This window comes from Peterkaempfera bronchialis (assembly GCF_003258605.2).
GTDB lineage: Bacteria > Actinomycetota > Actinomycetes > Streptomycetales > Streptomycetaceae > Peterkaempfera > Peterkaempfera bronchialis.
The window spans coordinates 6573238-6591982 of sequence record NZ_CP031264.1 but is presented as its reverse complement, the minus strand read 5'-3'; the positions used below and the strand labels follow the sequence as shown (position 1 = coordinate 6591982).

At 74.8% G+C, this 18745-nt stretch carries 16 protein-coding genes and 7 tRNA genes; 11 read left to right on the top strand and 12 right to left on the bottom strand.

Annotation, left to right across the window (positions count from 1 at the left end; genetic code table 11):
* Positions 1–136 precede the first annotated feature (136 nt).
* Positions 137–907: an exonuclease domain-containing protein gene (locus C7M71_RS28165; protein WP_111494862.1), complete on the top strand. Its 771-nt coding sequence runs from the start codon at positions 137–139 to the stop codon at positions 905–907.
* Positions 908–986: 79 nt separating this feature from the next.
* Here C7M71_RS28165 and C7M71_RS28160 read toward each other — a convergent pair.
* The 3 genes from C7M71_RS28160 to C7M71_RS28150 all read right to left on the bottom strand — a co-directional run bounded on the left by C7M71_RS28160 (position 987) and on the right by C7M71_RS28150 (position 1804).
* Positions 987–1058, bottom strand: a tRNA-Val gene (locus C7M71_RS28160).
* Between the two features lie 170 nt (positions 1059–1228).
* A tRNA-Val gene (locus C7M71_RS28155) sits at positions 1229–1300 on the bottom strand.
* Between the two features lie 57 nt (positions 1301–1357).
* The gene (locus C7M71_RS28150; RefSeq protein ID WP_111494864.1) at positions 1358–1804 is read right to left on the bottom strand and encodes a TIGR02611 family protein; all 447 of its coding nucleotides are present in this window, start codon (positions 1802–1804) and stop codon (positions 1358–1360) included.
* Positions 1805–2011: 207 nt separating this feature from the next.
* Between C7M71_RS28150 and C7M71_RS28145 the strand changes: the two genes are divergently transcribed.
* Together C7M71_RS28145 and C7M71_RS28140 are read left to right on the top strand one after the other, a co-directional pair.
* Complete coding sequence (locus C7M71_RS28145; protein ID WP_055586074.1) at positions 2012–2425, top strand: SsgA family sporulation/cell division regulator; 414 nt, start codon at positions 2012–2014, stop codon at positions 2423–2425.
* 350 nt (positions 2426–2775) lie between these two features.
* A complete protein-coding gene (locus C7M71_RS28140; protein ID WP_111494866.1) occupies positions 2776–3375 on the top strand; it encodes a CGNR zinc finger domain-containing protein in 600 nt (199 codons plus the stop codon).
* Between the two features lie 97 nt (positions 3376–3472).
* On the opposite strand, the gene C7M71_RS28135 is transcribed toward C7M71_RS28140, so the two are convergent.
* Positions 3473–3973, bottom strand: a complete 501-nt coding sequence (locus tag C7M71_RS28135; RefSeq protein WP_229758970.1) for a hypothetical protein — start codon at positions 3971–3973, stop codon at positions 3473–3475.
* Positions 3974–4072: 99 nt separating this feature from the next.
* On the opposite strand from C7M71_RS28135, the gene C7M71_RS28130 reads away from it, so the two are divergent.
* A complete protein-coding gene (locus C7M71_RS28130; protein WP_111494115.1) occupies positions 4073–4573 on the top strand; it encodes a DsbA family protein in 501 nt (166 codons plus the stop codon).
* 29 nt (positions 4574–4602) lie between these two features.
* Here the strand turns inward: C7M71_RS28130 and C7M71_RS28125 are convergent, their stop codons facing one another.
* The 3 genes from C7M71_RS28125 to C7M71_RS28115 all read right to left on the bottom strand — a co-directional run bounded on the left by C7M71_RS28125 (position 4603) and on the right by C7M71_RS28115 (position 7591).
* A complete protein-coding gene (locus C7M71_RS28125) occupies positions 4603–5454 on the bottom strand; it encodes a GNAT family N-acetyltransferase (protein WP_111494117.1) in 852 nt (283 codons plus the stop codon).
* A 149-nt stretch (positions 5455–5603) separates the two neighbouring features.
* Positions 5604–6422 carry an aminotransferase class IV gene (locus tag C7M71_RS28120; protein ID WP_111494119.1) on the bottom strand — a complete coding sequence of 273 codons (819 nt, stop codon included), beginning with the start codon at positions 6420–6422 and terminating at the stop codon, positions 5604–5606.
* Positions 6423–6517: 95 nt separating this feature from the next.
* Positions 6518–7591 carry a chorismate-binding protein gene (locus C7M71_RS28115; protein ID WP_111494121.1) on the bottom strand — a complete coding sequence of 358 codons (1074 nt, stop codon included), beginning with the start codon at positions 7589–7591 and terminating at the stop codon, positions 6518–6520.
* Positions 7592–7860: 269 nt separating this feature from the next.
* Between C7M71_RS28115 and C7M71_RS28110 the strand changes: the two genes are divergently transcribed.
* From C7M71_RS28110 to C7M71_RS28090, 5 genes are all read left to right on the top strand, one after another.
* Positions 7861–7933, top strand: a tRNA-Gly gene (locus C7M71_RS28110).
* 28 nt (positions 7934–7961) lie between these two features.
* Positions 7962–8035: transfer RNA gene (locus tag C7M71_RS28105), tRNA-Cys, on the top strand.
* A gap of 31 nt (positions 8036–8066) precedes the next feature.
* A tRNA-Val gene (locus C7M71_RS28100) sits at positions 8067–8138 on the top strand.
* Between the two features lie 71 nt (positions 8139–8209).
* Positions 8210–8281, top strand: a tRNA-Val gene (locus C7M71_RS28095).
* A 38-nt stretch (positions 8282–8319) separates the two neighbouring features.
* Positions 8320–8391, top strand: a tRNA-Val gene (locus tag C7M71_RS28090).
* Between the two features lie 266 nt (positions 8392–8657).
* Here C7M71_RS28090 and C7M71_RS28085 read toward each other — a convergent pair.
* Entirely contained in the window at positions 8658–8852 is a 195-nt protein-coding gene (locus C7M71_RS28085; RefSeq protein WP_111494123.1) for a hypothetical protein, read from the bottom strand.
* Between the two features lie 657 nt (positions 8853–9509).
* On the opposite strand from C7M71_RS28085, the gene C7M71_RS28080 reads away from it, so the two are divergent.
* Positions 9510–10661 (top strand): serine/threonine-protein kinase, encoded by a 1152-nt coding sequence (locus tag C7M71_RS28080; protein ID WP_229758969.1) that lies wholly within the window; start codon positions 9510–9512, stop codon positions 10659–10661.
* On the top strand, positions 10643–11287 hold the full coding sequence (locus C7M71_RS32330; RefSeq protein WP_229758968.1) for a hypothetical protein: 645 nt from the start codon (positions 10643–10645) through the stop codon (positions 11285–11287). Before C7M71_RS28080 ends, C7M71_RS32330 begins: the two co-directional genes overlap by 19 nt.
* Before the next feature lie 33 nt (positions 11288–11320).
* Here the strand turns inward: C7M71_RS32330 and C7M71_RS28075 are convergent, their stop codons facing one another.
* From C7M71_RS28075 to cobT, 4 genes are all read right to left on the bottom strand, one after another.
* Positions 11321–12559: a carboxylate-amine ligase gene (locus C7M71_RS28075; RefSeq protein ID WP_229758967.1), complete on the bottom strand. Its 1239-nt coding sequence runs from the start codon at positions 12557–12559 to the stop codon at positions 11321–11323.
* Between the two features lie 50 nt (positions 12560–12609).
* Positions 12610–13428: a TrmH family RNA methyltransferase gene (locus C7M71_RS28070; RefSeq protein WP_111494314.1), complete on the bottom strand. Its 819-nt coding sequence runs from the start codon at positions 13426–13428 to the stop codon at positions 12610–12612.
* Between the two features lie 58 nt (positions 13429–13486).
* On the bottom strand, positions 13487–14797 hold the full coding sequence (gene cobA, locus C7M71_RS28065; RefSeq protein WP_111494312.1) for a uroporphyrinogen-III C-methyltransferase: 1311 nt from the start codon (positions 14795–14797) through the stop codon (positions 13487–13489).
* A 113-nt stretch (positions 14798–14910) separates the two neighbouring features.
* Positions 14911–18636: a nicotinate-nucleotide--dimethylbenzimidazole phosphoribosyltransferase gene (cobT, locus tag C7M71_RS28060; protein ID WP_114914622.1), complete on the bottom strand. Its 3726-nt coding sequence runs from the start codon at positions 18634–18636 to the stop codon at positions 14911–14913.
* Positions 18637–18745: the final 109 nt, after the last annotated feature.

Here is an 18745-nt window from a genome sequence, read left to right as displayed (position 1 = left end):
GGACGGACCGTCACCCTTGTCTGGTCCCCTGGCCGGAAGGGCCGGAAACTCGCAGGTCGGACCGGGGTTGACGGACACTCCGACACGGGTATCACCAGGTCAGGAAGCGGCATGCGAAGGGATGTGAGGGTCCGTCATGACACGCTGGTACGAGGGGCCGCTCGCCGCCTTCGACACCGAGACCACGGGTGTGGACGTGGAGCACGACCGCATCGTCTCCGCCGCCCTGGTCCTCCAGGCCGCCCCGGGGGCTCCGGCGCAGACGCTGACCTGGCTCGCCGACCCCGGCATCCCCATCCCCGAGGCCGCCCGCGCGGTCCACGGGATCACCGACGACCAGGTGCGCGAGCACGGCCGGCCGCCGCGCACGGTGGTGGAGGAGATCGCCCGTGCACTGGCCGCCCGCGCCCGGGCGGAGGTGCCGCTGGTGGTGATGAACGCGCCGTACGACCTGACGCTGCTGGACCGCGAGCTCAAGCGGCACCGGGGCAGCCCGCTGGGCGAGCACCTGGCGGACGCACCGCTGCTGGTGCTGGACCCCCGGGTGCTGGACAAGCATGTGGACCGCTACCGCAAGGGACGGCGGACGCTGACCGACCTCTGCGCGCACTACGGGGTCACGCTGGGCGCGGCACACGACGCCGGGGCGGACGCGCTGGCCTCGCTGCACCTGGTGCGGGAGCTCGGCCGGCGGCATCCGGGCACCCTCGGCGCCCTGTCCCCCGCCGAGCTGCATCTGCGGCAGGTGGTCTGGCACGCGGCGCAGGCACGCGGACTCCAGGCGTGGTTCGACCGGGCGGGGACGCCGGAGCAGGTGGACACCGCCTGGCCGCTGCGGCCCGAGCGGTGCACCTGCGGCCGACGGCTGCTGCCCGGGCGGGACCACCGCTGCGCTGCGGCTGCCTGACGCCAGGCACCGACCCCGAGGGACCCCCGGAGACGCGGAAGGCCCCGACCGGATGATCCGGTCGGGGCCTTCTTCCCGGTGGGCGATACTGGGATCGAACCAGTGACCTCTTCGGTGTGAACGAAGCGCTCTCCCGCTGAGCTAATCGCCCGGGCACGGGAAGAACATTAGCACCACCCGGGGGGCCGTTCGCAACGCCGTTCCCGGTGATCCGCCGTCAGGGCCGCACGCAGCGCCGCCCACCCGCCCGGCGGGCCGCCCTCCCGGCATTGCGACAATGCGGAAAACCCCGGCCGGATATCCGGCCGGGGTAATTCCCGGTGGGCGATACTGGGATCGAACCAGTGACCTCTTCGGTGTGAACGAAGCGCTCTCCCGCTGAGCTAATCGCCCGGGCGCAGAGAAAACATTACCGCATCGCGCGGGGTGGTCGTGACCACCGGCCGGGGCTCACCAGGGCAGCACCCAGCCCCGTTTCGCCACGTAGAGCGCGACGCCCAGGGCGAGCAGCACCAGCACCCCGGCCAGGATCGCAAGGTTGCGCCGCCGCACCCGTGGGTCGACCGCCCGCCGGGCGTACTCGGTGACCTTGGTCCGGGCCCAGTGCAGCAACCGCTGGGCCCAGGTGAACTCGGTGGCCAGGATCGCCAGACCGGCGAAGATGACCGCCCAGCCGGGGCCGGGCAGCGGGAGCAGCAGGATGCCGGCGACGATCACCGCGACCCCGACGACCAGGATCGCGATCCGCCAGGTGAGGTGGAGCGAGCGGGAGCGGCGGATGAACGCGGGGGCCTTGGAGCCATACCGGCCGCCCTCCGGCTCCGGTGCCCGCGTCGCACCGGCGGCCGGGCGGTGCAAGCCCTCGCCGGTGCCGCTGCGGTCCCTGTGCGACGCCATGTTCGAAAACCTACCGGAGCGATTCGCAACCCTGCGTGCCGACGGCTCACCGGAACGGCGGCAGCGGCGTTTCCGCGCTCCGCCGGAAGGGGTACGAAGCGGCCCCGAATCGGGACAGAGGGGTTTACACCGGTCGTCACGGTGGGATGGTCCGTTCGCCGACGTGCGATTCCCCGAGCGCACACTGAGCGAAAGGCCCTGGCGCTTATGAACACCACGGTCAGCTGCGAGCTGCACCTGCGCCTCATCGTGTCGAGCGACTCCTCGCTGCCCGTCCCCGCGGGCCTGCGCTACGACACGGCCGACCCCTATGCCGTGCACGCCACGTTCCACACCGGCGCCGACGAGACCGTGGAGTGGGTGTTCGCCCGCGACCTCCTGGCGGAGGGGCTGCACCGGCCGACGGGTACCGGCGACGTCCGCGTGTGGCCGTCCCGCAGCCATGGGCAGGGGGTCGTCTGCATCGCCCTGAGTTCCCCGGAAGGAGAAGCGCTCCTCGAAGCACCGGCGCGCGCGCTGGAGTCGTTCCTCAAGCGCACCGACGCGGCGGTGCCGCCCGGCACCGAACACCGCCACTTCGACCTGGACCGGGAGCTGTCCCACATCCTTGCGGAGAGCTGACCGCTGGATCGGGGCATCCACACCACCGTCCGGCGTCGCAGCGGCCGTCCTACTCGGGGGCACGGCCGATCCGGCGCCTCTACACCTGTCGTGCCCCGGCACGGCGGGACAACGCAGCACCCGTCAGCCGACGCAGTCGCCGCCGTGCCCCGGCACGGCGGCGACTGCTGCGTCACGGCCCGGCTGCGTCACGGCCCGGGCTGGATCACGGCGCAGGCTGGGTCACGGCGCGGCGCGCTCCTTGCCGACAGGTGCCGTAACGGTAGAGTCGCGGTGACCGACACGGGCGGCCACGCCCCGCCGCAGCCCGGGCCGGATCCGGGCCCGGACGCCGAGCGAGGAGTCTCGACGTGCTGATCACCCATGACACCGAGTGCGCCCTGGGCATGCTCGTGGATCTCCTCAACACCTCCGCCGAAGCATGCGGCCAGGAGGAACTGCCGGACCTGGCCGCGCTGCGCGACTTCGTCGTCCGGCGCGAGCTCAGCGAGGTCGGCCCGCTGGAGCCGGGAGACCTGGCGGCGGTGCACGCCCTCCGGGACCGCTTCCGGGCCGTCTTCGCCGCACCCTCCACCCGGGCGGCGGCCGAGCTGGTCAACACCCTGGTCGCCAAGGCCGGTACCACCCCTCGGCTGACCGACCACGACGGCCACGACTGGCATATGCACTACTTCGCCCCCGGCGCCGCGCTGGCGGACCACCTCGCCGCCGAGGCGGGCATGGCGCTCGCGTTCATCCTGGTCGCCGGGGAGCGGGAGCGGCTGCGCCGCTGTGAGGCGCCGGACTGCGCCCGGGTCTTCGTGGACCTCTCCCGCAACCGCTCGCGCCGCTACTGCGACAGCCGTACCTGCGGCAACCGGCTCCATGTCGCGGCGTACCGGGCCCGTCAGCGCTCGGCGGCCGACACCCAGGACGCCGCCCTCGCACCGCAGGGCGCCGGGGCGCGCTGACCGGAGACCGGCGGGGCAGTAGGCGCGACCTGGCCCGGTCGCGTGCGGGCGGCCGACGCCCCGGGTGCCCTCGCCGCGCCGCAGGGCGCCGACCGGCTCAGATGCCCCGGCGGCGGAGGATCTCCTCGATCTCGGAGAAGTCGCCCAGGTCGTCGCCGCCGCCCTTGCGGCCCGGGGCGGACTTGGGTGCGGGCTCGGTCGCCTGAGGGGCGGCCGGGCGGGCGCGCAGGGCAGGCGGCCCGGCTGCCGGAGCCGCCGTGGCGCGCGGCGCCGACGGGGGTGCGACTGCCGTCCGGGCGGCGCGGCGGCGTCCGGCGAGGTGGGCGGCGGCGAACAGCAGCAGTGCCAGCGCCAGCAGTCCCAGACCGGTCCAGACCTGGGGGCTCAGCACCAGGTCGGCACCCCAGGTACGGAGCATCCGCCCGATGCGGCGCAGCACGGGCACCAGGCCCGCGAGGTAGACGCCGGCCGGCAGCAGGGCGACCGCGACCCAGCGGGTGGCCGCCAGGAACCGCCGCCGCACGGCCGACAGCAGGCCGACCGCCAGACCCAGCGCCGTCAGGGCGTAGCACACCACTTCCGTCGTCACGTCCTCCATCGTGCCCACCCGGCGCGGCGGCAACCCAGGGCGGCGAGCGGGGCCGAGGTCGCCGGGCGCGGCAGCAGGCACCGGCCGGGCGATGGGAGACTGGGGGCCATGACCGACGGTTCCCTGCCCCGCCTTGAGCTGTGGTGCGAGTTGCAGTGCCCCGACTGCCGCACCGCCCTGGACGACATCCGCGCACTGCGCGCCGCCTACGGCGACGCCCTCACCGTGGAGCTGCGCCACTTCCCGCTGGAGAAGCACAAGCACGCCTTCGCCGCCGCCCAGGCCGCCGAGGAGGCGTTTGTACAGGGCCGGGGGTGGCCGTTTGTGGAGGCGGTGCTCGCCCGGGTGGAGGAGCTGGACCGGCGCGGCGAGGCGCTGCTGCTGGAGGTCGCCCGGGAGTTGGGCCTGGACGCCGAGGAGATGGACACCGCGCTGGTGGACGGTCGGCACACCCTGGTCGTGGACGCGGACCAGGCGGAGGGCAAGGCCATCGGGGTCACCGGCACGCCGACGTATGTGGTCGCGGGTGAGCGGCTGGACGGCGGGAAGAGCCAGCAGGGGCTGCGCGAGCGGATCGTCGCCGTACTGGAGCGCCACCGGGCCGGCTGACCGGGCGCCGGGCCTCCCCCCGGCCGCCGTCAGAGCAGCGGCTTGCCGAAGGTCCGCTGGGTGATCCGGTAGCCGAGCGAGGTGTACAGGCCGATGGCCACCTCGTTGTCGAAGAAGACATTGAGTCCCAGGTCGTGGACGCCGGCCGCCAGGCATTCCCGCTCGGCCAGGTGCATCAGGGCACGCCCGTAGCCACGGCCTCGGGCGTGCTCGGCGACCTCCACCGAGAACACCCAGGCGAGGTCGCCGTCGGGCCCCGGGCGGCCGCCCTGCTGTACCCAGAGGCTGCCGAGCGGTTCGGCGTCGGCGGGCTGGGCGGGCACCAGGAACCGCAGTGCGGTGTCCCGGGTGTCCGGTCCGTCGGGGAGCAGCGCCCGGTGGTCGGCCTCGGACTTCTCCCGGGCCTGCTGCTCGCTGAGGCCGGTGCCGACGAGTTCGTCGACGTAGCCCCGCTTCTCTTCGGCGAGCCAGGCCGGGAAGGCTGCGGCGTCGATGGGCCGCCCCGTCAGTCCGGCCGGGAGCGGGGGCGGCTGCTCGGTGAGGTGCTTGGCCATTTGGCGCATCCGCTCCCGGTAGCCGAGGGCGGACGCCAACCGCAGCGCCGCCTCGCACTCCTCGGGGATGGAGACGTCGACGCGGGTGCAGCCCCAGCCGCGCAGTACCTCCTCGGCGGCCAGGACGGCGATGGTGCCCCGGCCGCGCCGCCGTCCTTCGGTGATCTCCAGGCGGGTGATCCAGCCGGTGAGGCCGGCCGGGCCGCCGTGGGCGGTGACGCACAGGGCGCCGACCGGGCGGCCGTTGGCACAGACCGCGAAGCTCCTGGTGCGGCCTCCGCCGGGCAGCGGCTCCTCGGGCCCGTCGGGGCGCAGCGTGGTGGTCATGGGGTGGGTGTACCCGCCTCTCCGGGGTGTCGTCCGGTGTCCCGGGCCGCCGCGCGGGTGCGTGCGGCGGCCCGGGTGAGGCTACCGCCGCCGGGGCGGGTGGGCCATGCGGTTTTCCGAGGCTGTGCCCGGGCCGGATTTCCGGGCCGTCAGGGGTCGATGTCGTCGGCGCTGCGCTCGGCGAAGACGGCCATGGCCTTGGCGGTGACCGGGCCGGGGGCGCCGGGCAGGTCGCGCCCGTCGATGCGGGACACGGCCTGGACGTCACGCAGGCTGGAGGTCAGGAAGATCTCGTCCGCCTCGTGCAGCACCGAGAGCGGCAGGTCGGCCTCCTCGGCGGCAAGCCACTCCACGACCAGGGCCCGGGTGATCCCGGCGAGGCAGCCGGAGGCCAGCGGCGGGGTGACCAGCCGGCTGCCGAGGACCACGAAGATGTTGGAGCCGGTGCCTTCGCAGAGCCGGCCCAGGGTGTTGCCGAAGATCGCCTCGGAGGCTCCGTACTGGCGGGCGTGGGCGAGGGCGACCACATTCTCGGCGTACGAGGTGGACTTGAGGCCGACCACGGCGCTGCGCTCGTTGCGGGTCCACTCGACGGTGACCGCAGCGGTGGTGTCGGGGCGCGGCGAGGCGGTGCCGAGGGCGACGACCAGGGTGGGGGCGGAGTCGCCACGGTCGGAGCCCAGCGGGGAGAGGCCACCGGTGTAGGTGATCCGGAGCCGGGCGAAGGGCATCGGGTTGGCGCGCAGCACCTCCTCGCAGCCCCGCCGGACCAGGTCGCGGTCGGGTGCGGGCAGGCCGAGGCCGACTGCGGAGCGGGCGAGCCGGTCGAGGTGGCGGGTGAGCGCGAAGGGGCGCCCGTCGACGGCCTTGACCGTCTCGAAGACGCCGTCGCCGACGGTGAGGCCGTGGTCGAGCACGGAGACGGCGGCGTCCCCGGGGTCCACCAGGGAACCGTTGACCCAGATCATGGACGTGTACTCCTTGTCGCTCTTGTCGCTCGGGGATGGCGCTCGGGTGTGGCGCTCGGGCACTCGCCGGGTGGTCGCTCGGGTGACGCCCGGGCTCAGATGGGCTCCTCCGTGTCCGACGCTACCGCCAGCAGCCGGGATGCCTTGAGTTCGGTCTCGTCCCACTCGCGCTCGGGGTCGGAGCCCCAGGTGATGCCGGCGCCGGTGCCGAAGCGGACGGCCGGGCCCCCGGGGGCGGTGCGGTCGATCCAGAAGGTGCGGATGCCGACGGCGAGTTCCGCCTCGCCTCGGTCGGCGTCGACCCAGCCGACGGCGCCGCAGTAGGGGCCTCGGGGGGCGGTCTCCAGTGCCTCGATGATCCGCAGTGCGCTGGACTTGGGAGCGCCGGTGACGGAGCCGGGCGGGAAGGTCGCGGCAAGCAGTTCGGGCCAGCCGGCGTCCGGGCGCAGGGTGCCCTGCACGGTGGAGACCAGGTGGACCAGGCCGGGGTGCTTCTCCACGGCGCACAGGTCGGGGACGGTGACGGTGCCGGTGGCGCAGACCCGTCCGAGGTCGTTGCGGACCAGGTCGACGATCATCACATTCTCGGCGTGGTCCTTCTCCAGCAGGTCGGCCTCGGTACGGCCGGTGCCCTTGATGGGGCCGGAGAGCACGGTGCGTCCGCTGCGGCGCAGATAGAGCTCGGGTGAGGCGGTGGCCACCTCCACGCCGTGGGCCGGGAGGCGAATCGTTCCTGCATAGGGGGCGGGGTTGCCCAGGGCCAGCCGACCGGTGAGCGCGTCCACATCGGACCGGGCGGGGTCGGGCAGCGGCGCGGAGAGCACCCGGCACAGGTTGGCCTGGTAGACCTCGCCGGTCGCGATGCGCTCGCGGATGCTGCGTACGCCTGCGGTGTAGGCGGCGCGGTCCAGGGAACTGGTCCACGCGGTGCGGGCGGGCCCGCACCAGCCTGCGGTCGGCGGCGGGGCGGTGGCAGGCCGGACCCGGTCGAAGCGGGCGCAGGTCGTACGCCCCTCGAAGTCCGCCACCACGGCCCAGAAGCCGGCCGAGTCGAGGGCCGCCGGGTCGCGGGTCACATCGCGCAGGCCGGTCGCGATCCGGTCGCCGAAGCGCGCCAGCGGAGGCAGCCCGGGGTCGGCGGCGGGACGTCGGGGGGTGGTGCCGGACACGGTGCTCCTGCGCAGAGGGGAGAGACGGGCAGACGGGAGAGGCGGGACGGAACGGAGTGGGTCTGCGGAAGTGTAGGTCGCGGCGGCGGCCGGACCCGTGGCTCATGGGGTTCCTGTTGCCGTTGTGATGCCTGAGATCGACCCGGGCTGCCGCACTGCGTCGCCACGCTGCGGATACGGAATTTGAGCTGGCGAGGGAATCCGCTAAAGTTCATGACGTCGCCGGGAAGCGGAGCCGCAGAGAAGCGGGGAGGCCGACCGGAGGTCATGCGGACGTGGCTCAGTTGGTAGAGCATCACCTTGCCAAGGTGAGGGTCGCGAGTTCGAATCTCGTCGTCCGCTCGGAGAAGGGTTTGGCAGCCCTTCACTCGGTGGAGTGGCCGAGAGGCGAGGCAACGGCCTGCAAAGCCGTCTACACGGGTTCAAATCCCGTCTCCACCTCCAAGGGGTTTCCCGGTTCGCCGGGCCGCCTCAAGGGCGATTAGCTCAGCGGGAGAGCACTACCTTGACACGGTAGGGGTCACTGGTTCGATCCCAGTATCGCCCACCGGGTCCTTCGGGGCCCGGAGGTCGCGCCCTGTGCGCGCACCACCTCGACGGCCGTTCCCCGGTCGTCAAGGACGATTAGCTCAGCGGGAGAGCACTACCTTGACACGGTAGGGGTCACTGGTTCAATCCCAGTATCGTCCACTCAGGCAGGACCGTACGGCCGCTTCGGCGGGCGTCTCGGGCGATTAGCTCAGCGGGAGAGCACTACCTTGACACGGTAGGGGTCACTGGTTCGATCCCAGTATCGCCCACACATTGCAGCACTTCGAGGCCGCCGTCCATGGGACGGCGGCCTTCGTCGTGAGCCGGGCAAGGGAATCCGACAGTCCGTCAGGAAGCAGCAGACCACTGGAGTGCGACCCCGCACCCATGGCGGCCGCGTCCGATTGCCCTCACCGACATCCGGACGCGGCGCCACCGAGTGGCCGGGGCGGTACGCGCATCGCTTCGCCCGTCCGCGTGTCCCATGCGAACGCGTACCCGGCCCCCGGCCGACGCTGCTCCCAAGCCCCCGGGATCAGCGCCCGATCATCGCGGCGACGGACTGTGCCTGGACCATCACCTGGTGCCAACCGCCGAAGACCACGGACAGCAGGACCGCGAACGGCAGCGCGATGGCGACGGCGACCAGCGGGTGGCGGGTCTCCTCCGCCGCCCGGCCGGCGGAGGGGGTCCAGCGACGCCGCACCGGCCCTCCGAACTGCGCTGCCATACCCCTGGCTCCTCGTCGTTGCCGCTCGCCGTGCGAGTCGTCGTGCTGCGGGTGGTTCTCTGCCGGCTGTTCCGGCTGTTGTGGCTGTTGTGGCTGGCGCGGTGGACGGTGTACCTCGGGGGACGAGCGTCCCGTCCACCGCTGGTCACCACCGTATGTGCGGCGGGGGCCGCCGGTCCTCATGCCCTCGTACCGTCCTTCGGGCATCCCGGAGGATGACACAGCCGCCTCACGCGTACTACCAGAGACTGAGGCACCGGCCCCGGCACCCCGAGACAACCCTGAGAGTAACCCCGAGGGGGCGCCGCAGTGATCGTCGATCAAGGCGCTCATCTGCACTCCTTCGTTCACGGGCGGGAACTGACAGGCCGTCATCCAACCCGGTCGAGGTGGCCGTGCCGGCGGACCGCACGGGGCACCTCGGGACCGGGGAGGGAGGAGGCAGCGGCTCCATGGTGGTGGACCGCCCGCCGGGTGTCGCCCGGTTTTCCGGCGGCGGCAAGGGGTGTGGTGAAGACCTCACGGGCCCGGCAATCCCGGCGCCTGCTCGCGCGTTGCGTATCAGCACACCGCTGCGGGCAGTCCGTAAGCTGTGCCGGAAGAGTCAGGCGATGCCCCGGTGAGGGGAATTGAGGCGGCGGGAAGCGAATGGCGTTGATGCGGCTCCGGCGAGAGGATCCGCGGGTCGTCGGCTCCTACCGGCTGCACCGAAGGCTGGGCACCGGCGGCATGGGCGTGGTCTACCTCGGCTCGGACCGCCGGGGGCAGCGGGTGGCGCTCAAGCTCATCCGGGCCGAACTCGCCGGGGACCCCGAGTTCCGCACCCGCTTCGCCCGCGAGGTCGCCGCCGCCTCCCGGATCCGGGGCGGCTGCACCGCCCGGCTGGTCGCCGCCGACATCGACGCCGACCGGCCGTGGCTGGCCACCGCCTATGTGCCGGGCCCCTCGCTGTACAAGCGGGTCGGCGACGAGGGGCCGCTGCCGTGGCCCGAGGTGGCGTCCATCGGCTCGGCGCTCGCCGAGGGCCTGGTGCACGTCCACGAGGCCGGGGTGGTGCACCGCGACCTGAAGCCGTCCAACATCCTGCTCTCCCCCAAGGGCCCGCGCATCATCGACTTCGGCATCGCCTGGTCGCTGGGCGCCAGCACGCTCACCCATGTGGGCACGGCGGTGGGCTCGCCCGGCTTCCTCGCCCCCGAGCAGGTGCGCGGCGCGGCGGTGACCCCGGCCACGGATGTCTTCGCGCTGGGCTCGACCCTGGCGTACGCGGCCACCGGCGACTCGCCGTTCGGCTCGGGCACCTCCGAGGTGATGCTCTACCGGGTGGTGCACGAGGAGCCCGACCTGGCCGGGGTGCCGGGGGCGCTGGCGCCGCTGATCCGGGCCTGCCTGGCCAAGGAGCCGACCGACCGGCCCGGGACGGTGCAGCTCTATGAGCGGCTGCGGGAGTTGGCCGCCCGGGGCACAACCGCCGAGCCGGGCGGCCATGCGCCGCCTCCGGCCGTCCGGGCCCCCGCCGAGGGGCGCCGCCCGGCCGCCCGCCAGCCTCCCGCGCCGCAGCCTGCCCCGGCCCAGCCCGCACCGGCCCAGCGCCCCGCGCCCCGGCGCCGACCGACCGGGCAGGCGCAGACCGCGCCCCTGCCGCACGCCCCCTCGGGCGGCGGCCATCCCACCCCCCGGGCGGCTCGCGCACCGGCGGGCCGTCGCGACCGCACGCCGACCGCCAGCGCACCCCCGCGCCGGGCCGCCCGGCTCCGCCGGACCGTCAGCGGCTGCTGCGCCAGCGGCTGGTGGTGTTCGTCACGGTGACGCTGGGGGTGGCCCTCGCCATCGCGGCGGCGCAAGGGTGCCGCAACCGCAGCGGCCAGGGGCTGCGGAGCCCGCAGGACGTCCGCACCGGCTACCACCAGTCGGTGGACGGCGCGGCGCTGGTCTCGCCCTCCCCCGACGCCTCCCCCTCCGGGTCCGCTTCCGGGTCGGCCGCCGACACCGGGCTGACGGCCTCCTCGGAGGTGCTGCCGGAGGTCGACTGGGCGAACCGCACCTACTCCGACCCCGGCGAGGGGCCCGCGATCCGGCTGCGCAACGGCTCCGCCTCGCCGGGCGGCGCCCGGATCACGCTGACCACCGTGCTCTCCGCCCGCTACCGGGGCGGTCCCGCCGCCGTGGTGGTGCTCAACCGCACCGAGGGCGCCGTACCGGTCGACCTGGTGGAACTCTACGGCTTCTCCGGGGACACCCCGGTACTGCTGGCCGCCCGGGCCTCGGCGGCCGACCCCGGAGCGGTCGGGGCCTGGCGCATCGCCGGCGGGTCGCTGATCCGCGAGGAGCGGGTCCCCGGCGAGGCGGCCACCACCGCCACCCGGTACACCGTGCGCAACGACGGCACCATCGAGGAGTCCTGGCCCGGCGCCGGTGCGACCGGCGGCGAGTAACCCCCCCGGCCGCCGACGGGAGCCGCGCCGGGGTCAGGCCGTGGCCGTGGCCGCCGCCAGGTCGTCGACCACCTCGCGGAAGTCGCCGTGCCGGGCGTAGGCCGCGCGTTGCCGGGCGCTGCCGCCGCCGAGTCGGTGCAGACGGCTGAGCAGGGTGGACACGGTGCCCTGGTCGCCTGCGGCTTCGAGGCCGGGCCGGGCGTGCTCGACCAGCCGTTCCAGCAGGTCCCGGGCCGGGCGGAGGCGGCCGGTGACCAGGTCGACGCCAAGGCCCTCCAGGCCGTCGTGGGCAGCGCGCCAGTGCGCGGCACGCAGCAGTTCGTCCGGGACGACCGGGACGGGGCGGCCCGCTCTGACCTCGGCCAGCAGGGTGGCGCAGAGTCCACGGGCCAGGGCGGCGAAGAGCACCACCGTGTCCAGGTCGGCGTTGACGTCGGCGACCCGGATCTCGATCGTCGGGTAGCGGTCGGAGAGCCGCGCGTACCAGTAGACCATCTTGCGGTCGAGCAGCATTCCGGAGTCCACCAGGGCGTCCACGGCGTCGTCGTACGCCTTGGCCGAGGTGAAGCGGGGGGCCGGTCCCGCAGAGGGCCAGCGGCACCAGATCAGGGCCCGGGTGGAGGCGTAGCCGCTGTCCCGGCCGTGGCGGAACGGGGAGTTGGCGGCAAGCGCCTCCAGTGCGGGCAGCCACGGCCGGAGCGCATTGCCGACCTGGACGGCCTCGTCGCGGTCGGCGATGCCCACATGGACGTGGCAGCCGCACACCCCCTCGGCCTGGCTCTCGGCGATCGGGGCGAAGGTCCGGGCCATCCGCCGGTAGCGGGGCTTGTCGGTGACCTCCACCGGCGTGGCGGCGGCGAGTACGGCGGTGCCGGAGGCCATCGGGCGGCAGCCGGCCGAGCGGGCGGCGTCCGCCACCCCGCGCCGGAGCCGCCGCAGATCGGCGCGGAGTTCGGCCAGGGCGGTGCAGGGGGCGCTGGCGATCTCCACCTGGGTGGGGAACAGCTCCGCCTGGACCTGGCCCGCGCCGAAGCGGGCGCTCGCCTGCTCGATGACCTCGGGCGCGCAGGGCACGGCTGCCCCGAGGCCGGTGTCGACCAGCAGGAACTCCTCCTCGACGCCGACGGTGAGGGGGCTGCCGTCGGGCTGCGGTGCGGGGCGGGATGCGATGCTCAGGACGGTTCCCTCCGCAGGACCGGCGGGGTCCGCTCCCCCGCTCCCGGAAGAGAAGCATGCCCGTACGGCCGCCCGTCCACTCGGGCCCGGCCGCACTTGCCGCGCGGCGGCCCGAGGGGCTGAGGCCCGGGGGCCTGCGGAGCGGTCTACTCCCCGGGCCGCCCGTGGGCCACGGCGTAGAAGGCGACGGCGGCGGCAGCGCCCACGTTCAGCGAGTCGACGTCGTGCGCCATCGGGATGCGGACCAGCCGGTCGGCGGCGGCCAGCGCGCGGTGGGAGAGGCCGTCGCCCTCGGCGCCCAGCAGCAGCGCCGCCCGGGGCATCCGGTGCGGCGCGACCCGGTCGATCGGCTCGGCCTGCGCGGAGGGGGTGAGCGCGAGCACCTGGAAACCGGCCTGCCGCAGGGTCTCCAGGGAGGCGGGCCAGGGGTCCAGGCGGGCGTAGGGGACGGAGAAGACGGCGCCCATGGAGACCTTGACCGAGCGGCGGTAGAGCGGGTCGGCGCAGTCCGGGGAGAGCAGCACCGCGTCCATGCCGAGCGCGGCGGCGCTGCGGAAGATCGCCCCGATGTTGGTGTGGTCGTTGACCGACTCCATGACGGCGACCCGTTGGGCACCCGCCAGTACGGCGGCGGCGTCGGGGAGCGGCTTGCGCTGCATGGAGGCCAGGGCGCCACGGTGGACGTGGTAGCCGGTGACCGCCTCGGCCAGCGCGGGGTCGACCTGGTAGACGGGGGCGTCGGCGGCCTCGATGAGGTCACGCATCACCTCGACCCACTTGGGGGTGAGCAGCATGGACCGCATCCGGTAGCCGGCCGCCAGGGCGCGGCGGACGACCTTCTCGCCCTCGGCGATGAAAAGGCCCTCGGCGGGTTCGCGGCGGCGCCGCAGCTCCACGTCGGTGAGGGAGGTGTAGTCGCCCAGGCGCGGGTCTTCGGGGTGCTCGACGGTGATGATCTCTGCCACGGGACGATCCTGCCCCGTCGGCGGCGGAGTGCCAAAACCGGCGCCGACGGGGGCGGGGTCAGCGGCCGGTGCCCTGCGGGTCCTCGGAGCTCTCGGAGCTCTCGAAGCTCTCGGAGCTTCCGAAGCCTTCGAAGCCCTGGAAGACGGAGACCACGTCGCCGATGACGACCACGGCGGGCGGCCGCACATCCTCGGCGGCCACCGTCGCGGCGACCGTGGCCAGGGTGGCGTCGACCCGGCGCTGGGCGGCGGTGGTGCCCTCCTGGACCACGGCGACGGGGGTGTCGGCGGCCCGCCCGTGGGCGATCAGGGTGTCGGCGATGGCGGCGATCCGCTCCACGGCCATCAGCAGTACCAGGGTGCCGCGCATCCGGGCGGCGGCCTCCCAGTCGACCAGGGAACGCGGGTCGTCCGGGGCGACATGGCCGGAGATCACGGTGAACTCGTGGGTGACCCCGCGATGGGTGACCGGTATGCCGGCGGCGGCCGGGACGCTGATGGAGCTGGAGATGCCGGGCACCACGGTGACCGGTATACCGGCCTCGGCGCAGGCGATGACCTCCTCCATGCCGCGCCCGAAGACATAGGGGTCACCGCCCTTGAGCCGGACCACGAACCTGCCCGCCCTGGCGTGCTCCAGCAGGGTGTGGTTGATGACCTCCTGGGCCATCGCCCGGCCGTACGGGATCTTGGCGGCGTCGACCACCTCGACGTGCGGCGGCAGTTCGGCGAGCAGTTCGCGGGGCGCGAGCCGGTCGGCGACCACCACGTCGGCCTCGGCGAGCAGCCGTCGGCCGCGCACCGTGATCAGGTCGGGGTCGCCGGGGCCGCCGCCGACCAGGGCGACGCCGGGGGTGCGGCTGCGGTGGTGGCGGGCGCCCAGCGAACCGTCCCGCAGGCCCTCCACGACAGCGTTGCGCAGGGCGGCGGAGCGGCGCGGGTCGCCGGAGAGGACGGCCACGGTGACCGAGCCGTCCCGGCCGGTGGCGGGGGTCCAGGCGCTGGCGGCGGTGGCGTCGTCGCTACGGGCGCAGAAGACGCGGCGCTCCTCGGCCTCGGCGCTGACCTCGGCGTTGACCGCCGGGTCGTCGGTGGCCACCAGGGCGTACCAGGCGCCGTCGAGATCGCCCGGGGTGTAGCCACGGGCGTGCCAGGTGATCTCGCCCGCGTCGGCCATCGCCTGCACGGCGGGGGTGGTGGCGGGCGAGACCAGGTGGATGTCGGCTCCGGCCGCGATCAGGGCGGGCAGCCTGCGCTGGGCCACCTGGCCGCCGCCGACGACGACCGCGCGGCGGCCGTCGAGGCGCAGGCCGACCACATAGGGGGTCGCGGCGGGGTTCGCGGCGGGGCTGGGGGTGGGCGCGGCCATGGGCGGTGCTCCTGTGCGTGGACGGGGGAAGGGTGGGCGTGGCGGGGACGTGCCTCGGCTCCGCAGCCGGTGCGCCCTCGGACCGGCTGCGGAGCGGGTGCCGCGTGCTGCGGTCAGCGCTTCTCGGTGACTCCGGCGGAGTCGAAGGTGGCTACATCGTGCATCGCCCGGGCGGCGGACTGCACCACCGGGAGGGCGAGCAGCGCTCCGGTGCCCTCGCCGAGCCGCAGGTCCAGGTCGATCATCGGGCGCAGGCCGAGCTTGGCCAGCGCGGCCTTGTGGCCGGGCTCGGCCGAGCGGTGGCCGGCGATGCAGGCGGCCAGTACCTCGGGGGCGATGGCCTTGGCGGCCAGCGCGGCGGCGCCCGCGATGACCCCGTCCAGGATCACCGGGGTGCGCAGCGAGGCGGCGCCGAGCATCAGTCCGGCCAGGGCGGCGTGCTCCAGACCGCCGACGGCGGCGAGCACACCCACCGGGTCTCCGGGGTCCGGCTTGTGCAGCTCCAGGGCGCGGCGGATGACGTCGACCTTGCGGGCGTGGGTCTCGTCGTCGATGCCGGTGCCCCGGCCGGTGACGTCCGCCGGGTCGGTGCCGGTGAAGACGGAGATCAGGGCGGCGGCGGGGGTGGTGTTGGCGATGCCCATGTCACCGGTGATGATCAGCTTGTTGCCTGCCGCGACCAGGTCGCGGGCGGTCTCGATGCCGATCTCCAGCGCCCGCAGCGCCTCCTCCCGGCTCATCGCCGGGCCGGTGGTCATGTCGGCGGTGCCGGGACGGACCTTGCGCGGCAGCAGGCCGGTGGTGCGGCCCTGCTGGACGGGCGACGGCAGGTCGGCGGCGACCCCCACGTCGACCACGCAGACCTCGGCCCCCACCTGGGCGGCGAAGGCGTTGACCACCGCTCCCCCGGCCAGGAAGTTGCCCACCATCTGGGCGGTGACCTCCTGCGGCCAGGGGGTGACGCCCTGGGCGTGCACACCGTGGTCACCGGCGAAGATCGCCACGCAGGCGGGCTCCGGGATCGGCGGCGGGCACTTGCGGGAGAGGCCGCACAGCTGGGCGGAGATTATCTCCAGCATGCCGAGCGAGCCGGCCGGCTTGGTCATCCGCTTCTGGCGGTCCCATGCCTCGCCGAGCGCCTTGGCGTCCAGCGGGCGGATGCCGCGCAGGGTCTCGTCCAGGACGCTGTGCGGCTCCTCGCCGGGCAGCGCCCGGTTGCCGTACTGCTCCTCGTGGACCACCCAGGACAGCGGGCGCTTCTTGGCCCAGCCGGCCTGCTGGAGCTCCGGCTCGTCGGGGAAGGAGTCGACATAGCCGATGCAGAGGTACGCCACCACGTCCAGGTGCTCGGGCAGGCCGAGCTCGCGGACCATCTCGCGCTCGTCGAAGAAGGAGACCCAGCCGACGCCCAGGCCCTCGGCGCGGGCCGCGAGCCAGAGGTTCTCCACGGCGAGGGCCGCGGAGTAGGGCGCCATCTGGGGCTGGGTGTGGCGGCCGAGGGTGTGCCGGCCGCCACGGGTGCGGTCGGCGGTGACGACGATGTTGACCGGGGTTTCGAGGATGGCCTCGATCTTGATGGTCTTGAACTGCTTGGCCCGGCCCTTGGGCAGCGAGGCCGCGTATGCCTCGCGCTGGCGCTCGGCGAGTTCATGCATCCGCTTGCGGGTCTTGGCGGAGCGGATGACCACGAAGTCCCAGGGCTGCGAGTAGCCGACGCTGGGGGCGGTGTGGGCGGCCTCCAGGACCCTGATCAGCACCTCGTGCGGGATCGGGTCGCGGCGGAAGCCGTTGCGGATGTCGCGGCGCTCGCGCATCACCCGGTGCACGGCGTCGCGCATGGACTCCTCGTAGCCGGGGGCTGCGGGGCCCTGCGGCTCCTCCGGCTCGGGCTCCGGCTCGGGCTGGGCTTCGGCCTCGGGCTGGACCTCGGGCTCGGGCTCGGAAGTGGCCTCGGGGGCGGCCGGCTGCTCGGGGGCGGTCTCAGCTTCGGGGGCCGGCTGCTCGGGGGCGGTCACCGTGCCGTCGGCGGCCACCGCGTGGACGGCGGGCCGGGGCTCCTCCTCGCCGGGGGCGTCCGGGACCTCGGGGGCGGCCGGGGCGGCGGCGGGTACGGCCTCCTCGGCGGCCGGGGCGGCGACCGGTTCGGGCTGCTCGGCGGGCTGGGCGGCGGCCTCCGGAGCGGCCGGCTGCTCTGCGGGTACGGGCGCGGCGGGCTCCTCGACGGGGACCTGCTCGGTCGCGGCGGCGGGCTCTGCCACGGGGGCGGGCTCGTCGGCGGGTACGGCCTCGGGGGCCGCCTCCTCGGCCGCTGCGGGGTCGGCGGCGGCGGCCGGCTCGGGTGCCTCCGGCGGAGCGGGGGCGGCATCCGGGGTCTCCACCACCACGGGTGCCGGGGGCTCGACGGCGGCGGCCTCGGGCACAGGCACAGGCACAGGCACGGGCTCGGGCTCGGCGACGACGGGGATCGGGGCGGCGGCGGTCGGCGCCTCGGCGGCGGGCACGGTCGGCTCGACGACGGGAGCCGGGGCGGCCTGCTCGGCCGGGGCCTGCGGGGCGGCGGGCTCGGCCGGGTGAAGGGCCACCGGGGCCGGGTCCGGGCTGCTCTGGTCCGGCAGTCCCGGGGCAGCCGGGACGGCGAGGAAGGCCGCGATCCGGCTGGGCGGCCCATGGGGGGCCGGTGCGGGGGCCTGGATCAGGGTGGGCTGGGGTTCGACGGCCGGGGGTTCGGCGGCCGGGGGCCCGTCGTGGCCCTGGCCGAGGGTGTTCTCCGGCGAGGGGGTCGGGGCGGGCACATTCACTGCGGGGGCCTCGTGCGGTTCGGGGTCGGGCTGGACCACGGGGGTCTCCACCGCGACGGGGGCGGCGGGGACCGGCTCGGCCGGCTGCTCCACGACGACGGCGGGTGCGGCGGCCGGGGCCGCCGGCTCGGGCTCGGGCTGCGGCTCGGGCTCCCGCTGCGGCTCCGGCTCGACCGCGACGGGCGGCTCCGGCTCGGCGGCGACGGGCGGCACCGGCTGGTCCACCACGATCGGCCCCTGGGGCACCGGGGCGGCGGTCGCCTCGGGGACGCCGGTCTGCTGAAGCGGCGCCAGCCGGATTCCATAGCCCTGGGTGTCACCGGCCGAGGGCCCTCGGTCGGCGAGCGAGCGGACGGGGACCTGTCCGGTCATCATCGACGGGTCGGGGATGGGCGGTCCGGCGTGCAGCGGACGCCGAGGCGCGGCGGCCTGGGCCGGGATCGGGATCTGCGGCTGCGGAGCGGCGACGGTGAACGGCCCGGCAACCGTCTCCGGGGCAGCGGCCTCCGGGGCGGCGACCTGCTCCGGCGCGAGCTGCTCCGGCCCGGGTGCGGCCTGCATCGCCGCAGCGGCGTCGGCTGCCGCCTGCACCGCGGCGTCCGGCGGCGCGAGCGGCGGCCAGGAGGGCTCGATGGGGGTACCCACGGTGTACGCGGCGGCGTCCTCGGCTGTGACAGTACGCAGCGGCACGGTGTCGGCCGGGGAGCCGCCCGCCAACAGGTGGGCCGGCAGCGCGGTGCCCTCGGCCGGGGTCGGCTCACGCAGCGCGGCCTCGCTCCAAGAACCCTGCGGGCCGGGCATGAGCAGGAGGTCGTCCTCCTCGTCCAGTTGGTCGGGCTGGTCGAGGAAGGTGAAGGAGGGGCGCGTCATGGCGTCCGGCACCGGGGCGGCCTCGGGGCCGGAGCCGAAGGGGTCGGGTCGGAAACCGGCGCCTGCCGCTTCCGCAGGGCCGCCGACCGGCTGGTACGCCGGATCGGGACCTGCTTCGGCGAGTGGGCGCTCCGGCAGTCCCTCGCCCGGGACGTGGCCGGTATCGGTCATCTCAGAAACTCCTTCCAGGGCCGCACAGGCGTCCTTGGCGGCGCGATCGTCGACCGCAGCACCCGACCCCGCTCGGGGGCCGGACCACAGTCGGACCCGCCCCGTCGCG